The following is a 22,520-nucleotide window of genomic DNA, read 5'->3' as shown; positions in this document are numbered from 1 at the left end:
CATGACCACGAGCCTCACCACGACCGCCGGGTCCCGCCCGGCCCCGCTCGCCGCCGTCCTCAGGACGGAGACCCGGCTCTTCCTGCGTGAGCCGGGCAGCCTGTTCTGGATCCTGGTCTTCCCGACCGCCCTGATGACGATCCTCGGTCTGATCCCTTCCTTCCGGAAGGCCGACGAGGCCCTCGGAGGCCGCAGCGTCATCGACCTGTACGTCCCGGTGGCCGTGCTGCTCGCCATCATCATGGCCGGGCTCCAGGCCATGCCGCCGGTCCTCACCGTCTACCGCGAACGCGGCATCCTCCGGCGGATGTCGGCCACGCCCGTGCGCCCCTCGGCCCTGCTCGCCGCACAGATCGTGCTGCACGGTGCGGCCTCGCTGGGCTCTGCGGTGCTCGTCATCGCGGTCGGCCGGATCGCGTTCGGCGTACGGCTGCCGGGACAGGCGGCCGGCTACCTGGCGGCCCTCCTCCTCGCCGTCGCCTGCGTCCTCGCCCTCGGCGCGACCATCTGCGCACTGTCCCGGACGTCCAAGGTCGCGACCGCCGTCGGTTCGGTGGCCTACCTCGTGATGATGTTCACCGCCGGGGTCTGGGTGCCGGTACAGACCATGCCGGACCTGCTGCGCACGATCGTCGAGTGCACCCCGCTCGGTGCCGCCTCCCAGGCGCTGGACCAGGCGGCCTCGGGGCACTGGCCGGGCTGGACGCATCTGCTGGTGATGGTCCTGTGGACCGCCGTGCTGGGCGGGGCGGCGACGCGGCTCTTCCGCTGGGAGTGACCCGGGGCGTGGCGCAGAGGAGACTGGGCCCCGGACGAGGCGACGGAGGTACGCATGAACGTCGGGACGCTGGCGGAGCGGTTCCACCGGTACGGCCCGTACGCCCTCCTCGGTGTCGCCGTCCTGATGGCCGCCGTGTCCGCCGGGGTCGTCGGCATGTCCGCGACGGACCTGTACGCCGCGGCGGCCCTGGCCTCCGCGGCCGTCGTCCTGCAGATGTGGTGGGGGAGGACCCGGCACCTGCCCGCGCACGAACGGGCCGGCCAGGTCTACTACGTACTGCGGACCGTGCTGGGCTTCGCACTCTGCTGGTGCAACCCCTTCTTCTCCATCTACGCCATCGTCGGCTACTTCGACGTCGCCACGCTGGTCCCGCGGCGCTTCGTACGACCCGGGCTGATGTGCACCGCCGTCACCATGGCCGGAGCGCAGTCCGGCAGCGGACTGCCGCCGGCCTCCCTGACCAACTGGATCGCCTTCGGCGCGCTCTTCGCCCTGCACTCCGCCCTCGCCATCTTCTTCGGCAACCTCGGAGACCGCGAGGAGGAGAAGGCCCGGCGCCAGAAGCAGACCATCACCGAGCTGGAGCTCGCCAACACCCGGCTGGAACAGGCCCTCGCCGAGAACGCGACCCTGCACGCCCAACTCCTGCTCCAGGCTCGGGAGGCCGGGGTCGCCGACGAGCGGCGCCGGCTCGCCGCCGAGATCCACGACACCCTCGCGCAGGGCCTGGCGGGGATCATCGCCCAGCTCCAGGCCGGCACCTCCACCGCCGACCCCGCCCTGGCCGGGGAACACCTCGACCGTGCGGCGGCCCTCGCCCGGCACAGCCTCGGCGAGGCGCGCCGCTCCGTGCACAACCTGGTGCCTGCCGCACTGGAGGAGGACGACCTGCCCGGTGCGCTGAAGAAGACAGTGGCCGGGTGGGCGGAACGCACGTCCGTACGCGCGCAGTTCACGGTCACCGGAACCGTCGAGCCGCTCCACGACGAGGTCGGCGCCACCCTGCTCCGCATCACGGAGGAGGCCCTCGCCAACGCCGCTCGGCACGCCGGGGCGACCCGGGCCGGCGTCACCCTCTCCTACATGGGGGACGAGATCACCCTGGACGTCCGTGACGACGGCTGCGGCTTCGACCCGGCCGCCGTGACCCCGCACAGCGGCACGGGCGGTTTCGGCCTCGGCGGGATGCGGGCCCGGGCCGAACGGATCGCGGGCACCGTCGAGATCGAGGCGGAACCCGGGAGGGGCACGGCCGTCTCCGCCCGGGTGCCGCTGGTCCGTCCCACCTGACGGGACGTAGCCTGGAACCGATATGACCGATGCCCCTGGAACCGCGCGTGTGATCACTCTTCTCGTCGTCGACGACCACCCCGTCGTACGGGACGGTCTGCGAGGCATGTTCGCCTCGGCCCCCGGCTTCGAGGTGCTCGGCGAGGCGGCCGACGGGGTGGCCGCGGTCGAGCTCACCACCCGCCTGGACCCCGACGTCGTGCTGATGGACCTGCGGATGCCGGGCGGCGGAGGAGTGGCGGCCATCACCGAGCTGACCCGGCTCGGCGTACGGTCCCGGGTGCTCGTCCTCACCACGTACGACACCGACTCCGACACCCTGCCCGCGATCGAGGCGGGCGCCACCGGATACCTGCTCAAGGACGCGCCCCGTAACGAGCTGTTCACCGCCGTACGCGCCGCTGCCGACGGCCGCACGGTCCTGTCACCGGCCGTCGTCTCACGGCTCGTCTCCCGGGTGCGCACCCCGGCCGCACCCGGCCACGAGTCGCTGTCGGCGCGCGAGTGCGAGGTGCTCCGGCTCGTCGCCCGCGGGACCTCCAACCGGGAGATCGCCGCCGAGCTGTTCATCAGCGAGGCGACGGTGAAGACCCACCTCACCCATGTGTTCGCCAAGCTGGGTGCCAAGGACCGTGCGGCGGCCGTCGCCGTCGGCTACGAGCGCGGCATCCTCGGCTGAGCCCGCCCCCTCACTCCGCCACCCGCAGCAGCGTCACCGACCTGCCCTCCACCGTGAGGGCGCTGCCACCCCGGTGGAGGGTGCCGGGGGCCGTGGACTGCTCCTCGCGCGAGGTGTCCAGCACCAGTTCGTAGGAACGGGCCCAGGGCGGGCCCGGGAGCAGGAAGTCGCAGGGCCGGTGGTCGGCGTGCAGGACCGCCAGGAAACTGTCGTCGGTGATCTGCCCGCCCCGGGCGTCCCGGCCCGGGATGTCTCGCCCGGAGAGGTAGAGGCCGAGCGTCGCGGCGGGTGCGTACCAGTCGCCCTCCGTCATCTCCGCGCCCTGCGCCGTGAACCACGCCAGGTCCCGCAGACCGTCCGGGGCCTGGGGTGTCCCGGCGAAGAAGGCCCGGCGTCGGAGCACCGGATGGCGGTGGCGCAGAGCCAGTACCCGGGCGGTCAGCGCGGTCAGCTCCCGCCACCGGGGCTCCTCCAGGAGCGACCAGTCCAGCCAGCTGACCTCGTTGTCCTGACAGTAGGCGTTGTTGTTGCCGCCCTGGGTCCGGCCCATCTCGTCGCCCGCCACCAGCATCGGCACCCCGGTCGACAGGAGCAGTGTGGTGAGGAGGTTGCGCAGCTGCCGGCGGCGCAGGGCGTCTATGCCGGGATCGTCGGTCTCGCCCTCTGCGCCGCCGTTCCAGGACCGGTTGTCGTTCGTGCCGTCCCGGTTGCCCTCGCCGTTGGCCTCGTTGTGCTTGTGCTCGTAGCTGACCAGGTCGCGCAGGGTGAAACCGTCGTGCGCGGTGACGAAGTTGACCGAGGCGTACGGGCGCCTGCCGCCCCAGGCGTACAGGTCGCTCGACCCGGTGAGCCGGTAGCCGAGGTCGCGTACGTCGGGCAGCGCACCGCGCCAGAAGTCGCGTACGGCGTCCCGGTAGCGGTCGTTCCACTCGGTCCACAGCGGGGGGAACGCGCCCACCTGGTAGCCGCCGTTGCCGACGTCCCAGGGTTCCGCGATCAGCTTGACCCGGCGCAGGACGGGGTCCTGGGCGATCACCGCCAGGAACGGGGAGAGCATGTCGACGTCGTGCATCGAGCGCGCGAGTGCCGCCGCCAGGTCGAAGCGGAATCCGTCGACGCCCATCTCCGTCACCCAGTAGCGCAGCGAGTCGGTGATCAGCCGGAGGACCTGCGGCTGCACCACGTGCAGGGTGTTGCCGCAGCCGGTGTAGTCCGCGTAGCGGCGGGCGTCCTGCTGGAGGCGGTAGTAACCGCGGTTGTCGATGCCGCGCAGGGACAGCGTCGGGCCGAGCTCGCCCGCCTCCGCCGTGTGGTTGTAGACCACGTCGAGGATCACCTCGATCCCTGCGTCGTGCAGGGCGCGCACCATCTGCTTGAACTCGCCGACCTGACTGCCCGCCGTGCCGCTCGCGGCGTAACCCGCGTGCGGGGCGAAGTAGCCGATCGAGTTGTAGCCCCAGTAGTTGTGCAGTCCGCGCCGCAGCAGATGGTCCTCGTGGGCGAACTGATGGACGGGGAGCAGCTCCACGGCCGTCACGCCGAGCCGCTGGAGATGACCGATCGCGGCGGGATGGGCGAGCCCGGCGTAGGTGCCGCGCAGCTCGGGCGGGATGTCCGGGTGGAGCTTGGTGAAGCCGCGTACGTGCAGTTCGTATATGACGGAGTCCGCCCACGGGGTCTTGGGCCTGCGGTCCTGCGCCCAGTCGTCGTCGTCATGCACGACGACCGCCTTGGGGACGTACGGCGCCGAGTCCCGGTCGTCGCGCACGGTGTCGGCGACATGCTGCTCCGGCCAGTCCCTCACATGGCCGTACACCTCGGCCGGGAGGGTGAACGACCCGTCCACCGCACGGGCGTACGGGTCGAGGAGCAGCTTCGCCGCGTTCCAGCGGGCGCCGGTCCAGGGGTCCCAGCGGCCGTGCACCCGGTAGCCGTAGCGCCGGCCCGCGCCCACGCCGGGCACGAAGCCGTGCCAGATCTCATGGGTCAGCTCGGTCAGCGGGAGCCTGGTCTCGGTGCCCCGGTCGTCGAAGAGGCAGAGCTCGACGGCCTCGGCCCCACCCGCCCAGAGGGCGAAGTTGGTGCCCGCCACACCGTCCGGGCCGACCCGGAAGCGGGCGCCCAGAGGCATCGGGGTACCCGGCCATACGGGTGGTTCGTCGACGCCGTTTCCCGGTGCCGTTCCGGCTGCCACCAGCCGCCCCGTCGTACGCGGCGTTTCCTCCTGCTCGGCTGTGCTCGACACCTCTCAGCCTCCTGCGGCTCGTAGGAGCGGCCACCCGGCAGAAGGAGTGCGCGGCGTCCCGGCCGCGCCCGTCCTGGCGGTGTCCACCCCTCTGTTCTGCCCACCGGGGGGCCCGCCCTCACGTTTCCCCGGGACGGCCACGTCGTTGGGGGGAGCGTGAACCACGTAGCGAAGAGAGCACAGGCGCGTTCGGTCGCCGTGCTGACATGGGCAGGACTGTTCACCGTGCTGGCCCTGCTGACGGGCTGCACCGAGGCGACGTCGTTCTTCGGGGACGACCGCTCACCCGGGGACGCCATCCGGATCGTCCCCGAGGACGGCGCCGAGAACGTCGGCGCGGACAGCCGGCTCGAGGTGACCGTCCCCGACGGACGGCTCGAGCGGGTGAAGGTGACCCGGATGGAGGACGCGGAACAGGAGGAGGTGCCGGGCCGCATCGCGAAGGACGGCCGGTCATGGGCCCCACGGGACGGCGCGTACCGGCTCGGGCTGGCCGGGAAGTACAGCGTGGAGGCGGTCGCCGTCGACGACGACGGCCACCGCTCGGCCCGCAGCGCCACCTTCACCACCTTGGTCCCCAAGGACCGTTTCATCGGTTACTTCAAGCCGGAGAACCGATCCACCGTGGGCACCGGCATGATCGTCTCCTTCGACTTCAACCGGCCCGTCACCCGTCGTGCCGCGGTGGAGAAGGCGATCAGGATCACCACGAGACCCGAGGTCGAGGTGGTCGGCCACTGGTTCGGCAAGGACCGGCTCGACTTCCGGCCGGCCACCTACTGGGAACCGGGCACCGAGGTCACCGTCGACGTGGGACTGCGCGACGTGGAGGGCGCGCCAGGGGTGTACGGCAGCCAGCACAAGAAGGTGACCTTCCGGGTGGGCCGCTCCCAGACGTCACTGGTGGACGCCGGGGCGCACACCATGGAGGTACGTCGTGACGGCGAGCTCGTCAGCACCGTGCCGATCACGGCGGGCGCGGTGAAGAGGACCACGTACAACGGGAAGATGGTGGTCTCCGAGCTGCACGAGGTGACCCGCATGGACGGCAGCACCGTGGGGTTCGGTGGTGAGTACGACATCAAGGACGTGCCCCACGCCGTCCGGCTGACGAAGTCGGGCACCTTCCTGCACGGCAACTACTGGGCTTCCCCGGGCGTCTTCGGCTCCGAGAACACCAGCCACGGCTGTATCGGGCTGCGTGATGTGAAGGGCGGCAGCTCGGACACCCCGGCCGGCTGGTTCTTCGAGCGGACGCTCATCGGCGATGTGGTCGAGGTGGTCAACTCGGCGGACAAGACGGTCGCGGCGGACAACGGCCTCGGTGGCTGGAACCTCGACTGGTCGCGGTGGAAGGCGGGTTCCGCCCTGCGCTGACCCCTGCCCCGACCTGGGAGGGCCCCGGAGATCCGTTCTCCGGGGCCGCTGTCGGGGCCTCCGGCGTGACTTGGGACCGAACAGTGACAGTCTGGGGGAGTTCTCCCCACGCGCGGTGTGATTATCTTGCGCCGAGCGTGCATGTACAGCGCGCGGGGGTGCGGGCCATGGCGGGGCCAGGCCGTGCGAGGGGAGACGACCACATTGAACGGGCAGCCGATATCGGGGGCATGGGCCGGAGCGGGCGGGGAACGGCGCGGGCGAGGGGCCCGCGGACTTCTCGCACTGGTACTGGGCGCGCTGCTGTTGCTGGTGACCGCGTGCGGCGGCAACGGAAACGCCGCCGACAAGGACGGTGAGGAAGCGGGCGCGAAGGTCGACGACACCAGCGCCTCGCAGGCGGTGGTGACCATCGCGCCCAAGGACGGCGCCGGTGACGTGGCGACCAGCGGTGCGCTGAAGGTGTCGGCGGCCGAGGGCAGGCTGAGCACCGTGAAGGTCGCGGACCCCAAGGGCAAGGAGGTCGCGGGCAAGATCGCGAAGGACGGCCTGAGCTGGGTGCCCGACCGTCACCTGGCCGCCGCCACCAAGTACACGGTGCACGCGGTCGCCAAGGACGACAAGGGCCGCCAGTCGGCGAAGGACACCAGCTTCACGACGCTGGTCCCGAAGAACACCTTCCTCGGGCAGTACACGCCCGAGGACGGTTCGACCGTCGGTGTGGGCATGCCGGTGTCGATCCACTTCACCCGCGGCATCACCGACCCGGAGGCCGTGGAGAGGGCGATCAGCGTGACGGCGGAGCCCGCCGTACGGATCGAGCCCCACTGGTTCGGCAACGACCGCCTCGACTTCCGCCCCGAGAACTACTGGGCGGCGGGCACGAAGGTGAAGCTGCGTCTCGACCTCGACGGTGTCGAGGGGCGGCCGGGGGTCTACGGCAAGCAGGCCAAGACGGTGGAGTTCACCATCGGCCGCAGCCAGGTCTCCACGGTCGACGCGAGTTCCCACCGGATGAAGGTGGTCCGTGACGGCAAGCAGATCAAGGACATCCCGATCTCCGCGGGCGCGCCGGCCACGACCACGTACAACGGGCAGATGGTCATCAGCGAGAAGCTCAAGGTGACCCGGATGAACGGTGACACTGTCGGCTTCGGCGGCGAGTACGACATCAAGGACGTGCCGCACGCGATGCGTCTGTCGACGTCGGGCACCTTCATCCACGGCAACTACTGGGGTGCGTCGAGCATCTTCGGCTCGACCAACACCAGCCACGGCTGCGTCGGGCTGCGCGATGTGCGCGGCGGCTGGGACGGCAAGACCCCTGCGGCCTGGCTCTTCGACAACTCCCTGATCGGGGACGTCGTCGTCGTCAAGAACTCCAAGGACAAGGTGATCCAGCCCGACAACGGCCTCAACGGCTGGAACATGGACTGGTCGGAGTGGATCAAGTAGATCACCGCCGCTGACGCGGGGAAGCGGGCCCGGTGCTGTGACCAACGGCACCGGGCCCGTCGGCGTTAGCGACGGTTAACCTGCTGCCCATGACCGTAACCCTCGAAGTAAGCGACGACGTCGGCACGATCCGGCTGGACCGGCCGCCGATGAACGCCCTGGACGTCGCCGTCCAGGACCGGCTGCGTGAGCTCGCCGAGGAGGCGGGCCGGCGTGACGACGTGCGGGCCGTCATCCTCTACGGAGGCGAGAAGGTGTTCGCGGCGGGCGCGGACATCAAGGAGATGCAGGCGATGGACCACGCGGCGATGGTCCTGCGTTCCAAAGCTCTGCAGGATTCCTTCACCGCCGTGGCGCGCATCCCCAAGCCCGTGGTCGCGGCGGTCACCGGCTACGCCCTGGGCGGAGGCTGCGAGCTGGCGCTCTGTGCCGACTTCAGGATCGCCGGGGACAGCGCGAAGCTCGGCCAGCCGGAGATCCTCCTGGGGCTGATCCCCGGGGCCGGAGGCACCCAGCGCCTGGCCCGGCTGGTGGGTCCCTCCAGGGCCAAGGACCTGATCTTCACGGGCCGTCAGGTGAAGGCCGAGGAAGCCCTGGCGATCGGACTGGTGGACCGCGTGGTGCCCGCCGCCGAGGTGTACGAGCAGGCGCACGCCTGGGCCGCCCGGCTGGCTCAGGGGCCCGCGCTGGCACTGCGGGCGGCCAAGGAGTCCGTGGACGCGGGGCTGGAGACGGACATCGACACCGGGCTCACGATCGAGCGGAACTGGTTCGCAGGTCTGTTCGCCACCGAGGACCGGGAGCGCGGCATGCGCAGCTTCGTGGAGGAGGGCCCGGGCAAGGCACGGTTCCTCTGACCGACCTTTGAACGACCGGGAGTGAGTCGCGTACGAGGACCGCGCGTTCATCCGTGCGGGCGGATCCGCCGGACCTTAAGAGAACCTTAAGGTCCGGCGCGCGGATCACTGCTGCAATTGCTCGGCGGCCGCCTGTCGTCGCAGGTGGGTCGGGCTGAACGGGCCCCTGTTCTGCCTCCGGCATATGCCGGACAACCGGCGCGGAAGGACTGGTTCCGGGTAGGGGATTCTGTCGGAACGGTCACGGAGAGCATTCCGTGCGGCCATGATGGTGAGCATGGCGGGCCTGGAGGGTGTGGAGCAGCCGCGATCGCGCGGCAGCGTGTCAGCGGCGCGTTGGACGACCGCCGTCGAAGACGAACAGGCGTTCAAGGCACTGGAGTTGTTCGGAAATCCGACGGAGGGTGAGGTCCGGCTGCCCTCCCGTCCGGAGTCCGCGGCCACCGCCCGCCGGATCACCTCGTGCGTGATGCTGCGCCAATGGCAGCTCCCCCCGCAGACCGCCGAACACGGTGTGCTACTGGTTTCCGAGCTCGTGGGCAACGCCGTACGGCATACCGGAGCGCGGGTTTTCGGTCTGCGGATGCTGCGCCGTCGTGGCTGGGTCCGGATCGAGGTGCGCGACCCCTCGCGCGGGCTGCCGTGTCTGATGCCCGTGCGTGAGATGGATGTCAGCGGGCGAGGTCTCTTCCTGGTCGACAAGCTGTCCGACAGGTGGGGTGTGGATCTCTTGCCACGTGGGAAGACCACCTGGTTCGAGATGCGCACCGCCGACCGCTGACGCGCAGAAGCCCCCGGTCGCAGCCTGGGTGCGGCGCGTCGGGGGCTTCTGAGGGGGCCGTGGAATGGGGGGTGTGTCCACGGCCGCGCAGGGGACCTGGCTCGGGTCGGAGGAGGTCGTGCTTCCGACTATGGCAGACGGGCGACCCCGGATCCAAAGTCTCATTTCGGGCGATTGCTAAGAAATCATTCGATTTACTTTGCGAATCATAGGTGTGATGGGTCACGTGCCTGGCAATCTTCGTGTTTTCGATGACTTCGCTCGGTGATTCATTGATCACCTTCGGGAAGTGCCCCTGCCCGGCCGCTCCCGGACGTCCACCCGTGCCGCCTTACTGTGTGTCGGATCCCGGAGAGAGATCCCGAGCCCCACGAGGTGGACGGCCATGGATGGTCGCAGGACACCGGTGCCTCGCCGTGACGCCCTGCGTACGGCCGCCGGAGCGCTGCTGGCAGTGACCTCCGCCGCGGGCTGCACGCGGGGCGGGGCCCTGCCGCCGGCCCGGGCGGTGCGCTACGGCGACAGCGAGGGAAGCGCCGGGTCGTCCCGGCCGGCCCATGGCGGCGTACCCCCGGCCGCCACCCCGCGCCGCTTCCCGGGGCAGCCGGTCCAGATCGAGCACGGCCCCCGCGACCGCCCCCGTGTCGCTCTCACCTTCCACGGCCGGGGCGACCCCGCCCTGGCCGGCACCGCCCTCGCGCTGGCGGAGCGGGCCGGTGCCCGGCTGACCGTCCTGGCCGACGGCGACTGGCTCGACCGGCACCCCGGGATGGCCCGCCGGATCCTCGACGGCGGCCACGACCTCGGCAACCACACCCAGGGACACCTCGACATCAACACGATGGACGAGTCACGGGCGTACGAGGAGATCACCGGCTGCGCCCGGCGCCTGCACCGGCTCACCGGTTCGATCGGCACCTGGTTCAGGCCCTCGCGCGCCCGGTACGCGACCCCGCTGGTCCAGGACCTCGCGCGCCGCGCCGGATACCCGCACGTCCTGTCCTGGGACGTGGACTCCCTCGACTTCACCTCGCCCGGGGTCGCGGCCGTCACCCGCAAGGTCGCCGGTGAACTCCGTAACGGCTCCGTGGTGAGCCTGCGCTTCGGCTACCGGGACACCGTCGCGGCGCTGCCCCTGCTGCTCACCGAGATCGACCGGCGCCAACTGCGCGCGGTGACCGCCACGGAGCTGCTGGTCTGACGCCGTCCCGGGGCCTGGCGGGTGCGGCCGCCCGCCGGACCCGCCGTCCGGACCGCCGGATAATCTGACCTTCGTCAACGATGCTCAACGAAGGGGCGGAACAGTGGCGGACATCGAGTCGGCACGCACGGCATTCGAGCGCTTCGACCAGAACGGCGACGGCAGCATAACGGCCGCCGAGTACAAGAGCGCCATGGCGCAGCTCGGTGACCCCTATGTCACCGAGACCGTCGCCCAGGCCGTCATCAACGCCCACGACGGCAACGGCGACGGTGAGCTCACGTTCGACGAGTTCTGGGCGTCGCAGAACAAGGCCTGACCCCTACCGGTCCGGGGGACGGCGGTCCGGCCCTTCGCGCCGGCGGAGGGTCTCGGATCCACCCTCGCCGGCGTGCCCCTCGGTGGCCGGGCGCTCAGCTCCGCGGGGCGGAGGGATGGGCGGCCTCGAAGGACGCCAGGAAAAGGGCCTGCACCTCCTCGCGGCCGAGGCCCTCGTCGCGTGCCTGGTGCAGCCATCCGTTCAGCGCGGTACGCAGCGGCCACTCGGGCCCGGCCCCCGGCTCGACGAGGGTTTACGACGGGCCCGGCCCTACAGAGGACGGCGCGAGGCCCACCAGAGGGCGAACGAGGTCAGCACGGCCGTGCCGGCCAGCAGCAGCCCGGCGCCGGTCCACTGCATGGCGGCCATCTGGCGCGTTCGTGGCCTTCTCGGTCGCGCCGGAAGGAGCAGTGCCGCAGCGCCCAGCCGCGCCGGTACCTCTTTCCCAGGCCGTAGGCCTTCAAGGCCCATGCGCCCGCACCGCCGTCCGGTGTGCTCGTCTCAAACGCGGACCGCGCCGTGCACCTGTGAGCGGCCGGCGCCCGGGGGTCATCGCGTGATCAACGCCGGCGGGCCGTCCTTCCGCAGATCGGGCCGTCAGGCGCCGGGAGTGTCAGGATGTTCTTATGGACGTCCTGACAAGGAACCGGGTATCGGTGACGGGCCGGGAGAACGGCCCGGTGGTGATGTTGGCCCACGGGTTCGGGTGCGACCAGAACCTGTGGCGCCTGGTCGCACCCGCGCTGGAGGAGCGCTTCAGGGTGGTCCTCTTCGATCATGTCGGGGCGGGGCGTTCGGATGTGTCCGCCTGGAGCCCCGAGCGGTACGCCACCCTGGACGGTTACGCGCAGGACGTGATCGAGATCTGCAGGGAGCTCGGCCTCGGGCCCGTCACCTTCGTCGGGCATTCGGTCAGTTCCATGATCGGCGTCCTCGCGGCCGTGGAGGAGCCGGGACTCTTCGACAAGCTGGTCCTGCTCACTCCGTCGCCGTCGTACATCGATGACGGTGACTACCGGGGCGGATTCAGCGCCCAGGACATCGACGAGCTGCTCGAGTCCCTGGACAGCAACTACCTGGGCTGGTCCGCGACGATGGCACCGGTGATCATGGGGAACCCGGAGCGTCCCGAGCTGGGTGAGGAACTGACCAACAGTTTCTGCCGAACGGACCCGGAGATCGCCCAGGTCTTCGCCAGAGCCACCTTCCTGTCCGACAACCGGGCGGATCTCGCCAAGGTGACCGTTGCGACGTGCGTCATCGAGAGCGCTCACGACACGATCGCCCCGCGGGAGGTGGGCGCCTTCGTCCACGCACAGATCCCCGGCAGTGAACTGGTCACTCTGGACTCCACGGGCCACTGCCCGCAGCTGAGCGCCCCCGAGGAGACGGCCGAAGCGATCATCGCCTTCGTACGGGAGCCGTGACGGTGGGGCCGGGCGACGACGCGTCGTGGGCGGCGGGAGACCGTGCGCAGTACCGTCTGCCGCCCTCCGCCCTGCTGGAGGACAGTGCGGAGGACCTGTACGAGAACGCGCCGTGCGGTTACCTCTCCACCCTCCTGGACGGGCGGATCGCCAAGGTCAACGGGACCCTGCTGAAATGGCTCGGTTACCGCCGCGAGGAGCTGATCGGCCACAAGCTGTTCTCCGACCTGCTGACCATCGGCGGCAGGCTGTACCACGAGACGCATTACTCACCGCTGCTGCGTATGCAGGGCGAGGTCAGCGGCGTCGCGCTGGAGCTCAAGGCCGCGGACGGCAGCCGACTGCCTGTCATGGTCACCTCCGTCGTGAAGCAGGACAGTGACGGCGAGCCACTGCTGATCCGCACCACCCTTCTGGACGCCCGGGACAGACGTACCTACGAACGCGAACTTCTGCGGGCCCGGCAACAGGCCGAGCACGACCGCGCACGCGCGCAGCGCCTTGCCGCGACGCTGCAGCGCACCCTCATCCCGCCGGCTCTCCAGCCTGTTCCGGGTCTGGACGTCGCCGCGCGGTACCACTTCGCATCCTCCGACGAGGTGGGCGGGGACTTCTACGACCTGTTCCCGCTGGCCGCCGGCCACTGGGCGTTCTTCATGGGTGACGTGCGCGGGAAGGGCGCGGACGCGGCCGTGGTGACGTCCCTGGCGCGGTACACCCTGCGTGCCGCGGCGGTCTCCGATCCGGTGCCGGCCACGGTCCTGGCCAACCTCAACACCGCGCTCGACCAGCATTCGCAGGAAGACGAGCCGCCCTTCTGCACCGTGATCTTCGGCTTGCTCGCACCCCAGGGGGACGACGTGGGCTTCCACGTCGTCCTGGCCAGCGGCGGCCATCCGCCGGCCGTGCTCCTGCGGTCCGACGGCAACGCCGACTACGTGTCCACACCGGGCGGTCAGCTGGTCGGAGTCGTACCGGACGCGCAGTTCACCACGGCCACCGTGGATCTGCGTCCCGGGGACACACTGCTGCTCTACACCGACGGTCTGACCGAGGCGCGTACCCCGCGCGCAGGCGAACGCTATGGCGACGAAGCGCTCCTGGACTTCGCACGGGCCCTCGCACCCACCTCGGCTCCCGACGCCGTCCGCACGCTCACCGCACTCCTGGACTCCTTCGGCGAGGGACTCGACGACGACACCGCGCTCCTGGCGATGAGCGTGCCCCGGCCGGCGACTGACACGCCCTAGCACTCGATGATGTTCACCGCCAGCCCGCCCCGGGCGGTCTCCTTGTACTTGACGCTCATGTCGGCGCCCGTCTCCTTCATGGTCTTGATGACCTTGTCCAGGGAGACCTTGTGGCTGCCGTCACCGCGCAACGCCATCTTGGCCGCCGTGACCGCCTTGACCGCCGCCATGCCGTTGCGCTCGATGCACGGGATCTGGACGAGCCCGCCGACCGGGTCGCAGGTCAGGCCCAGGTTGTGTTCCATGCCGATCTCGGCGGCGTTCTCCACCTGCTCGGGGGAGCCGCCCAGGATTTCGGCGAGGGCGCCGGCGGCCATGGAGCAGGCGGAGCCGACCTCGCCCTGGCAGCCGACCTCGGCGCCCGAGATGGAGGCGTTCTCCTTGAAGAGCATGCCGATCGCACCGGCGGCCAGCAGGAAGCGGACCACGCTGTCGTCCTTCTCCGCCTCGGTGCAGCCGCTCGCCGCGAAGTTCGTCCAGTAGTGCAGGACGGCGGGAATGATGCCCGCCGCGCCGTTGGTCGGGGCGGTGACGACACGGCCGCCGGCGGCGTTCTCCTCGTTGACGGCCATCGCGTAGAGGGTGATCCACTCCATCGCGTGCGTCTGGGGGTCGCCCTCGGCACGCAGCTGCCTGGCCGAGTTCGCCGCGCGGCGGCGGACCTTCAGGCCGCCGGGCAGGATGCCCTCGCGGGACATGCCGCGCGCGATGCACGCCTGCATGACGCGCCAGATCTCCAGCAGACCGGCCCGGATCTCGTCCTCGGTCCGCCAGGCCTTCTCGTTCTCCAGCATCAGGGAGGAGATGGACAGGCCGGTCTCCCGGGCGAGCCTCAGCAGTTCGTCGCCCGTGCGGAAGGGGTGCTTGAGGACGGTGTCGTCGGGCACGATCGGGTTCTCGCCGGCCACGGCGTCCTCGTCGACGACGAAGCCGCCGCCCACCGAGTAGTACGTCTTCTCCAGCAGCGGGGCACCCTCGTGGTCGTGGGCGAGGACCGTCATCCCGTTGGCGTGGTACGGCAGGGCCTTGCGCCGGTGCAGGACCAGCTGATCGTCGGCGTCGAACGGGATGTCGTGCATGCCGAGGAGGTTGATGCGGCCCGAGGCGCGGATCTCCTCGACGCGGGCGTCGGCGCCCTCGACGTCGACCGTGCGGGGCGACTCGCCCTCCAGGCCCAGCAGGACGGCCTTGGGGGTGCCGTGGCCGTGGCCGGTCGCACCGAGCGAACCGTACAGCTCCGCCCGGACCGACGCGGTGTGGGCCAGCAGGCCCTCGTTCTTGAGGCGGCGGGCGAACATGCGGGCCGCGCGCATCGGGCCGACCGTGTGGGAACTGGACGGGCCGATGCCGACCGAGAAGAGGTCGAAGACCGAGAGGGCCACGGGGGTACTCCTAAGGCGTTGGTGGACGACGTTGTCCGCCGGGTGGTGCGGGACGGGCCGGGTGGGCCCGGGAGCGCGGGGCAAAGGGGTGGGGGCACCGGGCTCACTGTGTTCAGTGTGCGCGATGCCCCCACCCGGTGTGCAAACGGCGGGTGACTACTTGACGCCGGGATACAGCGGGAACTTCTCGGCCAGCGCGATCACGCGGGCCTTCAGGGCGTCGGCGTCGTACGTGGGCTTCAGCGCGGCCGCGATGATCTCCGCGACCTCGGTGAAGTCCTCGGCCTGGAAGCCACGGGTGGCCAGGGCCGGCGTACCGATGCGGAGGCCCGAGGTGACCATCGGGGGCCGCGGGTCGTTCGGGACGGCGTTCCGGTTGACCGTGATGCCCAGCTCGTGGAGCCGGTCCTCGGCCTGCCGGCCGTCCAGCTCGGAGTTGCGCAGGTCGACCAGGACCAGGTGGACGTCCGTGCCGCCGGAGAGGACGGATACGCCCACCTCGGTGACGTCCGGCTGCACCAGGCGCTCGGCGAGGATGCGGGCACCGTCCAGGGTGCGCTGCTGGCGCTCCTTGAACTCCTCGGTCGCCGCGACCTTGAAGGAGACGGCCTTGGCCGCGATCACGTGCTCCAGGGGGCCGCCCTGCTGACCGGGGAAGACCGCCGAGTTGATCTTCTTGGCGAGCTCCTGGGTCGACAGGATCACGCCACCGCGCGGACCGCCGAGGGTCTTGTGCGTGGTGGTCGTGACGACATGGGCGTGCGGCACCGGGTTGGGGTGCAGGCCCGCCGCGACGAGGCCCGCGAAGTGCGCCATGTCGACCATCAGGTACGCGCCGACCTCGTCCGCGATGCGGCGGAAGGCGGCGAAGTCCAGCTGGCGGGGGTAGGCGGACCAGCCGGCCACGATGAGCTTCGGCTTCGACTCCTTGGCGAGGCGCTCGACCTCTGCCATGTCCACGACGCCGGTCTCGTCGACGTGGTACGGGACCACGTTGTAGAGCTTGCCGGAGAAGTTGATCTTCATGCCGTGGGTCAGGTGACCGCCGTGGGCCAGGTTCAGGCCCATGATCGTGTCGCCCGGCTTCAGCAGCGCGAACATCGCGGCGGCGTTGGCCTGCGCACCCGAGTGCGGCTGGACGTTCGCGGCCTCGGCGCCGAAGAGCGCCTTGATGCGGTCGATCGCGATCTGCTCGACCACGTCGACGTGCTCGCAGCCACCGTAGTAGCGGCGGCCGGGGTAGCCCTCGGCGTACTTGTTGGTGAGGACGGAGCCCTGCGCCTCCATGACCGCGACCGGAGCGAAGTTCTCCGAGGCGATCATCTCGAGGGTGGACTGCTGACGGTGGAGCTCGGCGTCGACGGCGGCGGCGACGTCCGGGTCCAGCTCGTGGAGGGAGGAGTTGAGAAGCGACATCAGTGGGTCCCTAAGGTCTCAGTTGCCGGAGAACGCGGTGTACTCGTCGGCGGAGAGAAGGTCCTTCGGCTCCTCCGCGACGCGCACCTTGAACAGCCAGCCGCCCTCGAAGGGGGCGGAGTTCACCAGCGACGGGTCGTCCACGACGTCCTGGTTGGCCGCGGTCACCTCGCCGGTCACCGGCGAGTACAGGTCGCTGACCGACTTGGTCGACTCCAGCTCACCGCAGGTCTCGCCCGCGGTCACCGTGTCACCGACCTCCGGGAGCTGGGCGTAGACGACGTCACCGAGCGCGTTGGCCGCGAACTCGGTGATACCGACCGTGGCCACGCCGTCCTCGAGGGCCGACAGCCACTCGTGCTCCTTGCTGTACCGCAGCTGCTGGGGGTTGCTCATGACCTGAATTCTCCTGTACGCGAGGCAGTGCTGATGAACGGTGGTCTTACGGTGTGAGACACGAATGCGTCACGTGCGCGGCGCGCCGCGCCGGACGCGCGCCGCACCGCGTCACTTGCGGCGCTTGTAGAAGGGCAGCGCCACGACCTCGTACGGCTCGTGCGTGCCCCGGATGTCGACCCCGACACCCTCGGTGCCGGGCGCGGCGTGTGCCGCGTCCACGTAGGCCATGGCGATCGGCTTGCCCAGGGTGGGCGACGGCGCGCCGGAGGTGACCTCGCCGACGACCTGCCCGCCGGCCACGACGGGGTAACCGGCGCGCGGGACCCGGCGGCCCTCGGCCACCAGGCCGACGAGCTTGCGGGGCGGGGAGGACTCCGCCCGTCCGGCCGCGGCGGACAGTGCCTCGCGGCCGACGAAGTCGCCCTCCTTCTCGAACTTCACGACCCTGCCCAGGCCCGCGTCGAAGGGCGTCAGCGCGGTGGTCAGCTCGTGCCCGTACAGCGGCATCCCCGCCTCCAGGCGGAGCGTGTCGCGGCAGGAGAGCCCGCAGGGGATCAGGCCGTAGGGCGCGCCTGCCTCGGTCAGCGCCTTCCACAGCTGCTCGGCATGCGCGGGAGCCACGAAGAGCTCGAAGCCGTCCTCGCCGGTGTAGCCCGTACGGGCGATGAGTGCGGGGACGCCGGCGACCGTTCCGGGGAGCCCGGCGTAGTACCTCAACCCGTCCAGGTCGGCGTCGGTGACCGACTTCAGTACGGCGGGGGAGTCGGGGCCCTGGACGGCGAGCAGCGCGTACGCGTCGCGGTCGTCCCGCACCTCGGCGTCGAAGCCCCCGGCGCGCTCGGTGACGGTGTCCAGGACGAGCTGGGCGTTGCCCGCGTTGGCGACGATCATGTATTCGGTCTCGCCGAGACGGTAGACGATCAGGTCGTCCAGGATGCCGCCGTCCTCCGCCACGATCATCGTGTAGCGGGCCCGGCCCACGCCCACGGTGGCGATGTCGCCGACCAGCGCATAGCTCAGGAAAGCCGCGGCCTGCGGGCCGGTGACGGTGATCTCACCCATGTGCGAGAGGTCGAAGAGGCCGGCCCGGGTGCGTACGGCGTTGTGCTCGTCGCGCTCGCTCGCGTACCGCAGCGGCATGTCCCAGCCGGCGAAGTCGGTCATGGTCGCGCCCAGGGACCGGTGCAGTGCGTCGAGGGCGGTGAGACGGGGGGCAGTGCTCATGGACATGGCTCCAGGGCATGACGACAGGGGGCGGATCCCTCCCCATCTGTCATCGGAACCTGAGAGGTTCGCCGAGAGCCCCTGAAAGGGTCCTGACCGGGACAGCCCTGTCAGGGTCGGCTTGCACCTTGGGTGGAGCCGCGCAGCGGCCCGCTTTTCAGATCTGCCTCATCCACGCGGTACGGGGCCTGAGAGATTCAAGGGAGGATCTTGCTCCTTCGGCGCCCGGCGCACACGGTGACCGGGACTCTCCCGCGCGGATTCAAACGGCCGGTATGCAGTTGGCGGGGTCATCATCGCACGCATTGGGGGAGAGTGGGGCGTCGCGGTCGGACCGGTGCCGGTCCCGACACGTCCGGGTGGAACCGGTTGTGCCGCATTACCTTTTCTTTACACTTCATGGGCAGGTCAGTGGGTGACTCGGCAGGGGGAAGGCGATGACGTTGCAGCACGCGACTACCGCGGGGGCGGCACGCGGTGCGATGCCCCAGCAGCCGGACGGACCCGCCCGGGTGCCGATGGGGGGAGCCGCTCCGGTGGTGCGTGATCTGCGGGGCAGTGGCGGCGGACCGCGGGATCTGGACTTCGCGGCCGGCGAGGTGGTGGTGGTCTCGGGGCTGCCCGGCAGTGGGAAGTCGACGCTGATCCGGCGGGCGGCCCGGGAACACGGGATCGACTCCCAGGACACCCGGGACCGATGGGCGGCGACGCTGCCCGGATTACTCCCGTACGCCCTGTACCGCCCCCTGGTGCGCGCCGCGCACTACGCCGGGCTGTGGCGGGCTCTGCGGTCGGGCGGATCCGTCGTCGTGCACGACTGCGGTACGCAGGCCTGGGTGCGGCGCTGGCTGGCGCGCGAGGCCCGGCGCCGCGGCAGCGCCCTCCATCTCGTCCTGCTCGACGTCACCCCCAAGGTGGCCCGGCAGGGGCAGCGGGAGCGGGGGCGCGGGGTGTCCCGATACGCGTTCGCCCGGCACCGGCGTGCGGTCGGCCGGCTGCTGCGCGACACCGAGAGCGGGCTGCTGCCGCAGGGGTGCGCGTCGGCGGTGCTGCTCGACCGGGAGGCGGCGGCGGCGATCGGCCGGATCTCCTTCCCGTAGGCGCGGCCTCCGCAGGAGTAGTCGCGGGCCCGGACCCAGGAGGAACACGACGGCCCGGTCCTCGGTGTCACCGTTCGCATACGCACAGTTCGCGTGTCCTTCGCGGGCTGTCCGAAATCTGGACGGTGTGGCGGGCAGGGCACCGCTCCGGCCTGCGGCACTGCCCTCGCGGTGCGAGGGCGTCTAAGGTTTCAGCCGCACAGCATGGCGAGAAAGGGACACAGACACCGTGGACATTCCGGCCCAGGCCCAGGCCCCGTCGCAGCCGCCGCAGGGGTGGCCGGCCAACGAGCTCGAGGAAGTGCTCAGTGCCTCGCTCGGCGTACCCGGGGCGGCCGGGCGGCTGGTCGAGGTGCTCGGCCGCAGCCATGTCTGGGTGCCCCTGCCGAACGGCGGGGGGCCCGACAGCGAGGATCTCGACCTGCCGACGGTCGACATAGGCGGCGGCGCGTACGTCCCCGTCTTCAGCTCCGAGGCGCAGTTCCTCCAGTGTGTCGGCAACCATCTCTCCTTCACCGTCGCGCCGGCTCGTGAGTTCGCGCGTGGACTCCCCCCGCAGCTCGGCATAGCGGTCAATCCGGGCGGTGCCGTCGGGGTGCCCCTGCCGCCGCCCGCCGTCGCCGAGCTGTGCAGGGTGGGGCGCACCCCGCTGGACGGTCCCGCGAGCGGCGGCCGGGTACGGCTGTACGAGCCGGACTGGAAGGAGGACCCCGTCGCGTTCCTGTCCGCCGTGTCCGAGGAATTCCAGGCGATCGGCGTGGTGAGCACCGCGCGCCGGGCGCTGGCCAGCATCGAGGGGGACAGCCCCGTCCTGTTCGTCGGCGTCGAGTTCGTCGTGCGGGACGCCGCGGAGCAGAGCGTCCCGCTGGAAGCCGTGGGTCGCGCGCTGGGCCGGATCCAGGTGCCCTGGCCGGTCAATCTCCTCCTGCTCGACGTGGCACAGGACCCGGTCGGCGACTGGATGCTGGAGAAGGTACGCCCCTTCTACCGGCGCGACGAGTACTGAACTCCGAGGCCCGTACTGCCACGTGGCGTCACGGCGGTGTCAGGGGCGGCGCATAAGCTGGTTGGATGACGAGGCCGCCCCGCGCGCCCGGGAGCGGCACCACAGCACCGTGCGGCATGCGGGAACAGCGGATCGATGACGGATCGATGAGGGGCGGGACCCAGGGTGAGTGCGTCAGGCACCGCGGCGGCCGGGCAGGTCGAGCACATGCTTCGCCAAGTGACCCCCGGGCGGCTCGACGCGTACGAGGCGCTGTTGCGGTCCCTGGCGGACGGCCCGGTGTGGATGCTGCTCTGGCACGGCACGGCGGGCTCCCCCGACGCGCAGTACGGCAACATGGAGATCGAAGGCGTGGGCTACGCCCCGTGCGTGACCTCCGCCCAGGAGCTCTCGGCCAGCGGCTGGAACCGGGCCCACGAGGTGACCACGGGCCGTGACATCGCCCGCGCCCTCTTCCCCGACCGCTGGGGCATCTGGCTCAACCCGCACGCCCCCGGCGGTGGCGTCGGCATCCCCTGGCTGGACCTGCGCCGCATCGCCACCGGCCTCGACCGGATGCCCGCGGGGCCGCTGCGGCTCTCCGAACCCGCCATCGAGATCCCGCAGTTCTATGCCCTGCTGTCGCAGAACGCCCACCGCACCCCCGCCGTCCGCGCGCTGCGCCGCGCCTGGGTGCAGCCCGCGCTCGGTGTTCCGTACCTCGCGATCGGGCTCGACCTCTACGACACCGGACGCCCGTCCGTCGACGCGGTCCGCGCGATGATGCAGCAGTCGGTCGGCGTGGTGCCCGACGGTCTGCCCGTCTCCACGGTCTCGCTGTCCGACGAGTACGACCCCGTCGCGATGTGGCTCAACGCCAACGCGCGGCCGTTCTACGACCGTGAGGCTCACGCCCAGGCGTCCGCCCCCACCGGCTACGGCTACCCGCCGGCCACCGGCGCGGCACCGCACGCGTACTGAGAAGGCGTCAGCCGCCACTTCGGCCCGACGGTCAAATAGTCAGTCCGACGGCACAGTTGGGCGTCATGTCCGTTATCGCGGATTAGTGACCGAGAGGTCCGCTCACCAAGCACGGCTGTCCGGATAACGGAAGCCTCTTGGCAGCATCACGGTTGAGCAAACATTCCCCGTCAGGTCTGGCGGGTGATCGCAAAGTGGTTGAAGACTCCACACAGCAGGTGCTCCATGCCCGGCGAACCCCCTTTTCAAACGGGGGCAGTTCGGCCATGCCTGATTACATCTGTCATATTTTGTTAGAGCCGCTACAGCGGCGGTCACAGGCCGGCCACCGTCGGCCGAGAGGGGTCTCCAGCGCAATGACGGCACCGATCGAGACCACCGGGGCGGACGCGTCGCCCGAAACGGTGCTGGAAGGCGCCGGGCGCAAGGAGATCGAGGGCCGCTCGCTCGGCCGGATCGCCTGGACGCGCTTCAAGCGGGACAAGGGCGCGATGGCCGGTGGCATCGTTGTCGTGCTGCTGATCCTCACGGCGGTGCTGTCCAAGCCGCTCCAGTCGCTCCTCGGGCTCGACCCCAACGCGTTCAACCAGAGCCTGGTCGACCCCGTCATGCTGGCGCCCAAGGGCGCCCTCGGCGGGATCAGCTGGGACCACCCCCTCGGAGTCGAACCGCAGACCGGACGCGACATCCTGGCGCGCATCCTGGAAGGCTCCTGGGTCTCCCTGGTGGTCGCCGTCGGCTCCACGCTGCTCTCGGTCGTCATCGGCGTCGTCATGGGCGTCGTGGCCGGGTTCTACGGCGGCTGGGTGGACAGCTTCATCAGCCGGCTGATGGACACCTTCCTCGCCTTCCCGCTGCTGCTCTTCGCGATCTCCATCTCCGCCTCCCTGCAGGGCAACGCCTTCGGGATGGAAGGGCTCACGCTGCGGATCGCGGTCCTGATCTTCGTGATCGGCTTCTTCAGCTGGCCCTACATCGGCCGCATCGTCCGTGCGCAGACCCTGTCGCTGCGCGAGCGGGAGTTCGTCGAGGCCGCCAGGTCGCTGGGCGCACGCGGCCCGTTCATCCTCTTCCGCGAGCTGCTGCCGAACCTGATCGCGCCGATCCTCGTGTACGCGACGCTGCTGATCCCCACGAACATCCTCTTCGAGGCCTCCCTGTCCTTCCTCGGCGTCGGTATCGCGCCGCCGCAGGCGTCATGGGGCGGCATGCTCACGCAGGCGGTCGACCTCTACGAGGTGGACCCGATGTTCATGGTCATCCCCGGCATGGCGATCTTCATCACCGTGCTGGCCTTCAATCTGCTGGGGGACGGGCTGCGTGACGCACTCGACCCTCGTGGCAAGTAATCGCGGCAGTGCCGCACCGGAC

General features: G+C 70.6%; 20 protein-coding genes, 1 pseudogene and 1 riboswitch. Of the genes and pseudogenes, 15 read left to right on the top strand and 6 right to left on the bottom strand.

Going from position 1 to position 22,520, the window contains the following annotated elements; all coding sequences use genetic code 11:
• Position 1 precedes the first annotated feature (1 nt).
• The 3 genes from ACFYSH_RS05705 to ACFYSH_RS05695 are packed head-to-tail and all read left to right on the top strand — an operon-like array spanning position 2 to position 2,750.
• Positions 2-778 (top strand): ABC transporter permease, encoded by a 777-nt coding sequence (locus ACFYSH_RS05705; protein WP_359467843.1) that lies wholly within the window; start codon positions 2-4, stop codon positions 776-778.
• Positions 779-832: 54 nt separating this feature from the next.
• The gene (locus ACFYSH_RS05700) at positions 833-2,071 is read left to right on the top strand and encodes a sensor histidine kinase (protein ID WP_359467703.1); all 1,239 of its coding nucleotides are present in this window, start codon (positions 833-835) and stop codon (positions 2,069-2,071) included.
• A gap of 22 nt (positions 2,072-2,093) precedes the next feature.
• Entirely contained in the window at positions 2,094-2,750 is a 657-nt protein-coding gene (locus ACFYSH_RS05695; protein WP_388751038.1) for a response regulator, read from the top strand.
• A 10-nt stretch (positions 2,751-2,760) separates the two neighbouring features.
• On the opposite strand, the gene glgX is transcribed toward ACFYSH_RS05695, so the two are convergent.
• Positions 2,761-4,881, bottom strand: a complete 2,121-nt coding sequence (gene glgX / locus ACFYSH_RS05690; protein WP_388751264.1) for a glycogen debranching protein GlgX — start codon at positions 4,879-4,881, stop codon at positions 2,761-2,763.
• A 270-nt stretch (positions 4,882-5,151) separates the two neighbouring features.
• Between glgX and ACFYSH_RS05685 the strand changes: the two genes are divergently transcribed.
• The 6 genes from ACFYSH_RS05685 to ACFYSH_RS05660 all read left to right on the top strand — a co-directional run bounded on the left by ACFYSH_RS05685 (position 5,152) and on the right by ACFYSH_RS05660 (position 10,985).
• Positions 5,152-6,372, top strand: a complete 1,221-nt coding sequence (locus ACFYSH_RS05685) for an Ig-like domain-containing protein (RefSeq protein ID WP_359467697.1) — start codon at positions 5,152-5,154, stop codon at positions 6,370-6,372.
• A 204-nt stretch (positions 6,373-6,576) separates the two neighbouring features.
• On the top strand, positions 6,577-7,827 hold the full coding sequence (locus ACFYSH_RS05680; protein ID WP_359467694.1) for an Ig-like domain-containing protein: 1,251 nt from the start codon (positions 6,577-6,579) through the stop codon (positions 7,825-7,827).
• Positions 7,828-7,916: 89 nt separating this feature from the next.
• The gene (locus ACFYSH_RS05675) at positions 7,917-8,684 is read left to right on the top strand and encodes an enoyl-CoA hydratase-related protein (protein ID WP_359467692.1); all 768 of its coding nucleotides are present in this window, start codon (positions 7,917-7,919) and stop codon (positions 8,682-8,684) included.
• 265 nt (positions 8,685-8,949) lie between these two features.
• On the top strand, positions 8,950-9,465 hold the full coding sequence (locus ACFYSH_RS05670; protein WP_359467690.1) for an ATP-binding protein: 516 nt from the start codon (positions 8,950-8,952) through the stop codon (positions 9,463-9,465).
• A gap of 385 nt (positions 9,466-9,850) precedes the next feature.
• On the top strand, positions 9,851-10,666 hold the full coding sequence (locus ACFYSH_RS05665; RefSeq protein WP_388751034.1) for a polysaccharide deacetylase family protein: 816 nt from the start codon (positions 9,851-9,853) through the stop codon (positions 10,664-10,666).
• A 103-nt stretch (positions 10,667-10,769) separates the two neighbouring features.
• A complete protein-coding gene (locus tag ACFYSH_RS05660; protein ID WP_124274777.1) occupies positions 10,770-10,985 on the top strand; it encodes an EF-hand domain-containing protein in 216 nt (71 codons plus the stop codon).
• A gap of 398 nt (positions 10,986-11,383) precedes the next feature.
• Here the strand turns inward: ACFYSH_RS05660 and ACFYSH_RS05655 are convergent.
• Positions 11,384-11,485: pseudogene (locus tag ACFYSH_RS05655) on the bottom strand (ABC transporter ATP-binding protein); the annotation flags it as partial.
• 126 nt (positions 11,486-11,611) lie between these two features.
• Here ACFYSH_RS05655 and ACFYSH_RS05650 point away from each other — a divergent pair.
• Both ACFYSH_RS05650 and ACFYSH_RS05645 read left to right on the top strand, forming a co-directional pair.
• A complete protein-coding gene (locus ACFYSH_RS05650; protein WP_388751032.1) occupies positions 11,612-12,412 on the top strand; it encodes an alpha/beta fold hydrolase in 801 nt (266 codons plus the stop codon).
• On the top strand, positions 12,409-13,662 hold the full coding sequence (locus ACFYSH_RS05645) for a PP2C family protein-serine/threonine phosphatase (RefSeq protein WP_388751030.1): 1,254 nt from the start codon (positions 12,409-12,411) through the stop codon (positions 13,660-13,662). The genes ACFYSH_RS05650 and ACFYSH_RS05645 overlap by 4 nt, the downstream gene beginning before the upstream one ends.
• On the opposite strand, the gene ACFYSH_RS05640 is transcribed toward ACFYSH_RS05645, so the two are convergent.
• From ACFYSH_RS05640 to gcvT, 4 genes are all read right to left on the bottom strand, one after another.
• Positions 13,659-15,044: an L-serine ammonia-lyase gene (locus ACFYSH_RS05640; protein ID WP_388751028.1), complete on the bottom strand. Its 1,386-nt coding sequence runs from the start codon at positions 15,042-15,044 to the stop codon at positions 13,659-13,661. The genes ACFYSH_RS05645 and ACFYSH_RS05640 overlap by 4 nt on opposite strands.
• Before the next feature lie 156 nt (positions 15,045-15,200).
• Positions 15,201-16,460 carry a serine hydroxymethyltransferase gene (gene glyA / locus ACFYSH_RS05635; protein WP_359469932.1) on the bottom strand — a complete coding sequence of 420 codons (1,260 nt, stop codon included), beginning with the start codon at positions 16,458-16,460 and terminating at the stop codon, positions 15,201-15,203.
• 18 nt (positions 16,461-16,478) lie between these two features.
• The gene (gcvH, locus tag ACFYSH_RS05630) at positions 16,479-16,856 is read right to left on the bottom strand and encodes a glycine cleavage system protein GcvH (RefSeq protein ID WP_099174367.1); all 378 of its coding nucleotides are present in this window, start codon (positions 16,854-16,856) and stop codon (positions 16,479-16,481) included.
• A 111-nt stretch (positions 16,857-16,967) separates the two neighbouring features.
• Positions 16,968-18,083, bottom strand: coding sequence for a glycine cleavage system aminomethyltransferase GcvT (gene gcvT / locus ACFYSH_RS05625; protein WP_388751026.1), 1,116 nt, complete (start codon positions 18,081-18,083; stop codon positions 16,968-16,970).
• 167 nt (positions 18,084-18,250) lie between these two features.
• A riboswitch (glycine riboswitch) is annotated at positions 18,251-18,348 on the bottom strand.
• A 172-nt stretch (positions 18,349-18,520) separates the two neighbouring features.
• On the opposite strand from gcvT, the gene ACFYSH_RS05620 reads away from it, so the two are divergent.
• The 4 genes from ACFYSH_RS05620 (at position 18,521) to ACFYSH_RS05605 (ending at position 22,498) form a co-directional block, all read left to right on the top strand.
• Positions 18,521-19,183 (top strand): AAA family ATPase, encoded by a 663-nt coding sequence (locus ACFYSH_RS05620; protein WP_388751024.1) that lies wholly within the window; start codon positions 18,521-18,523, stop codon positions 19,181-19,183.
• Between the two features lie 229 nt (positions 19,184-19,412).
• On the top strand, positions 19,413-20,189 hold the full coding sequence (locus tag ACFYSH_RS05615; RefSeq protein ID WP_388751022.1) for an enhanced serine sensitivity protein SseB: 777 nt from the start codon (positions 19,413-19,415) through the stop codon (positions 20,187-20,189).
• A 165-nt stretch (positions 20,190-20,354) separates the two neighbouring features.
• Positions 20,355-21,149, top strand: a complete 795-nt coding sequence (locus ACFYSH_RS05610) for an enhanced serine sensitivity protein SseB C-terminal domain-containing protein (protein WP_359469946.1) — start codon at positions 20,355-20,357, stop codon at positions 21,147-21,149.
• 356 nt (positions 21,150-21,505) lie between these two features.
• Positions 21,506-22,498, top strand: a complete 993-nt coding sequence (locus ACFYSH_RS05605; protein WP_359469950.1) for an ABC transporter permease — start codon at positions 21,506-21,508, stop codon at positions 22,496-22,498.
• Positions 22,499-22,520 lie beyond the last annotated feature (22 nt).

The organism is Streptomyces sp. NPDC005791 (assembly GCF_042871485.1).
Lineage (GTDB): Bacteria > Actinomycetota > Actinomycetes > Streptomycetales > Streptomycetaceae > Streptomyces.
The sequence above is the reverse complement of the archived record's forward strand: the minus strand, read 5'-3'. Positions and strand labels throughout refer to the sequence as shown.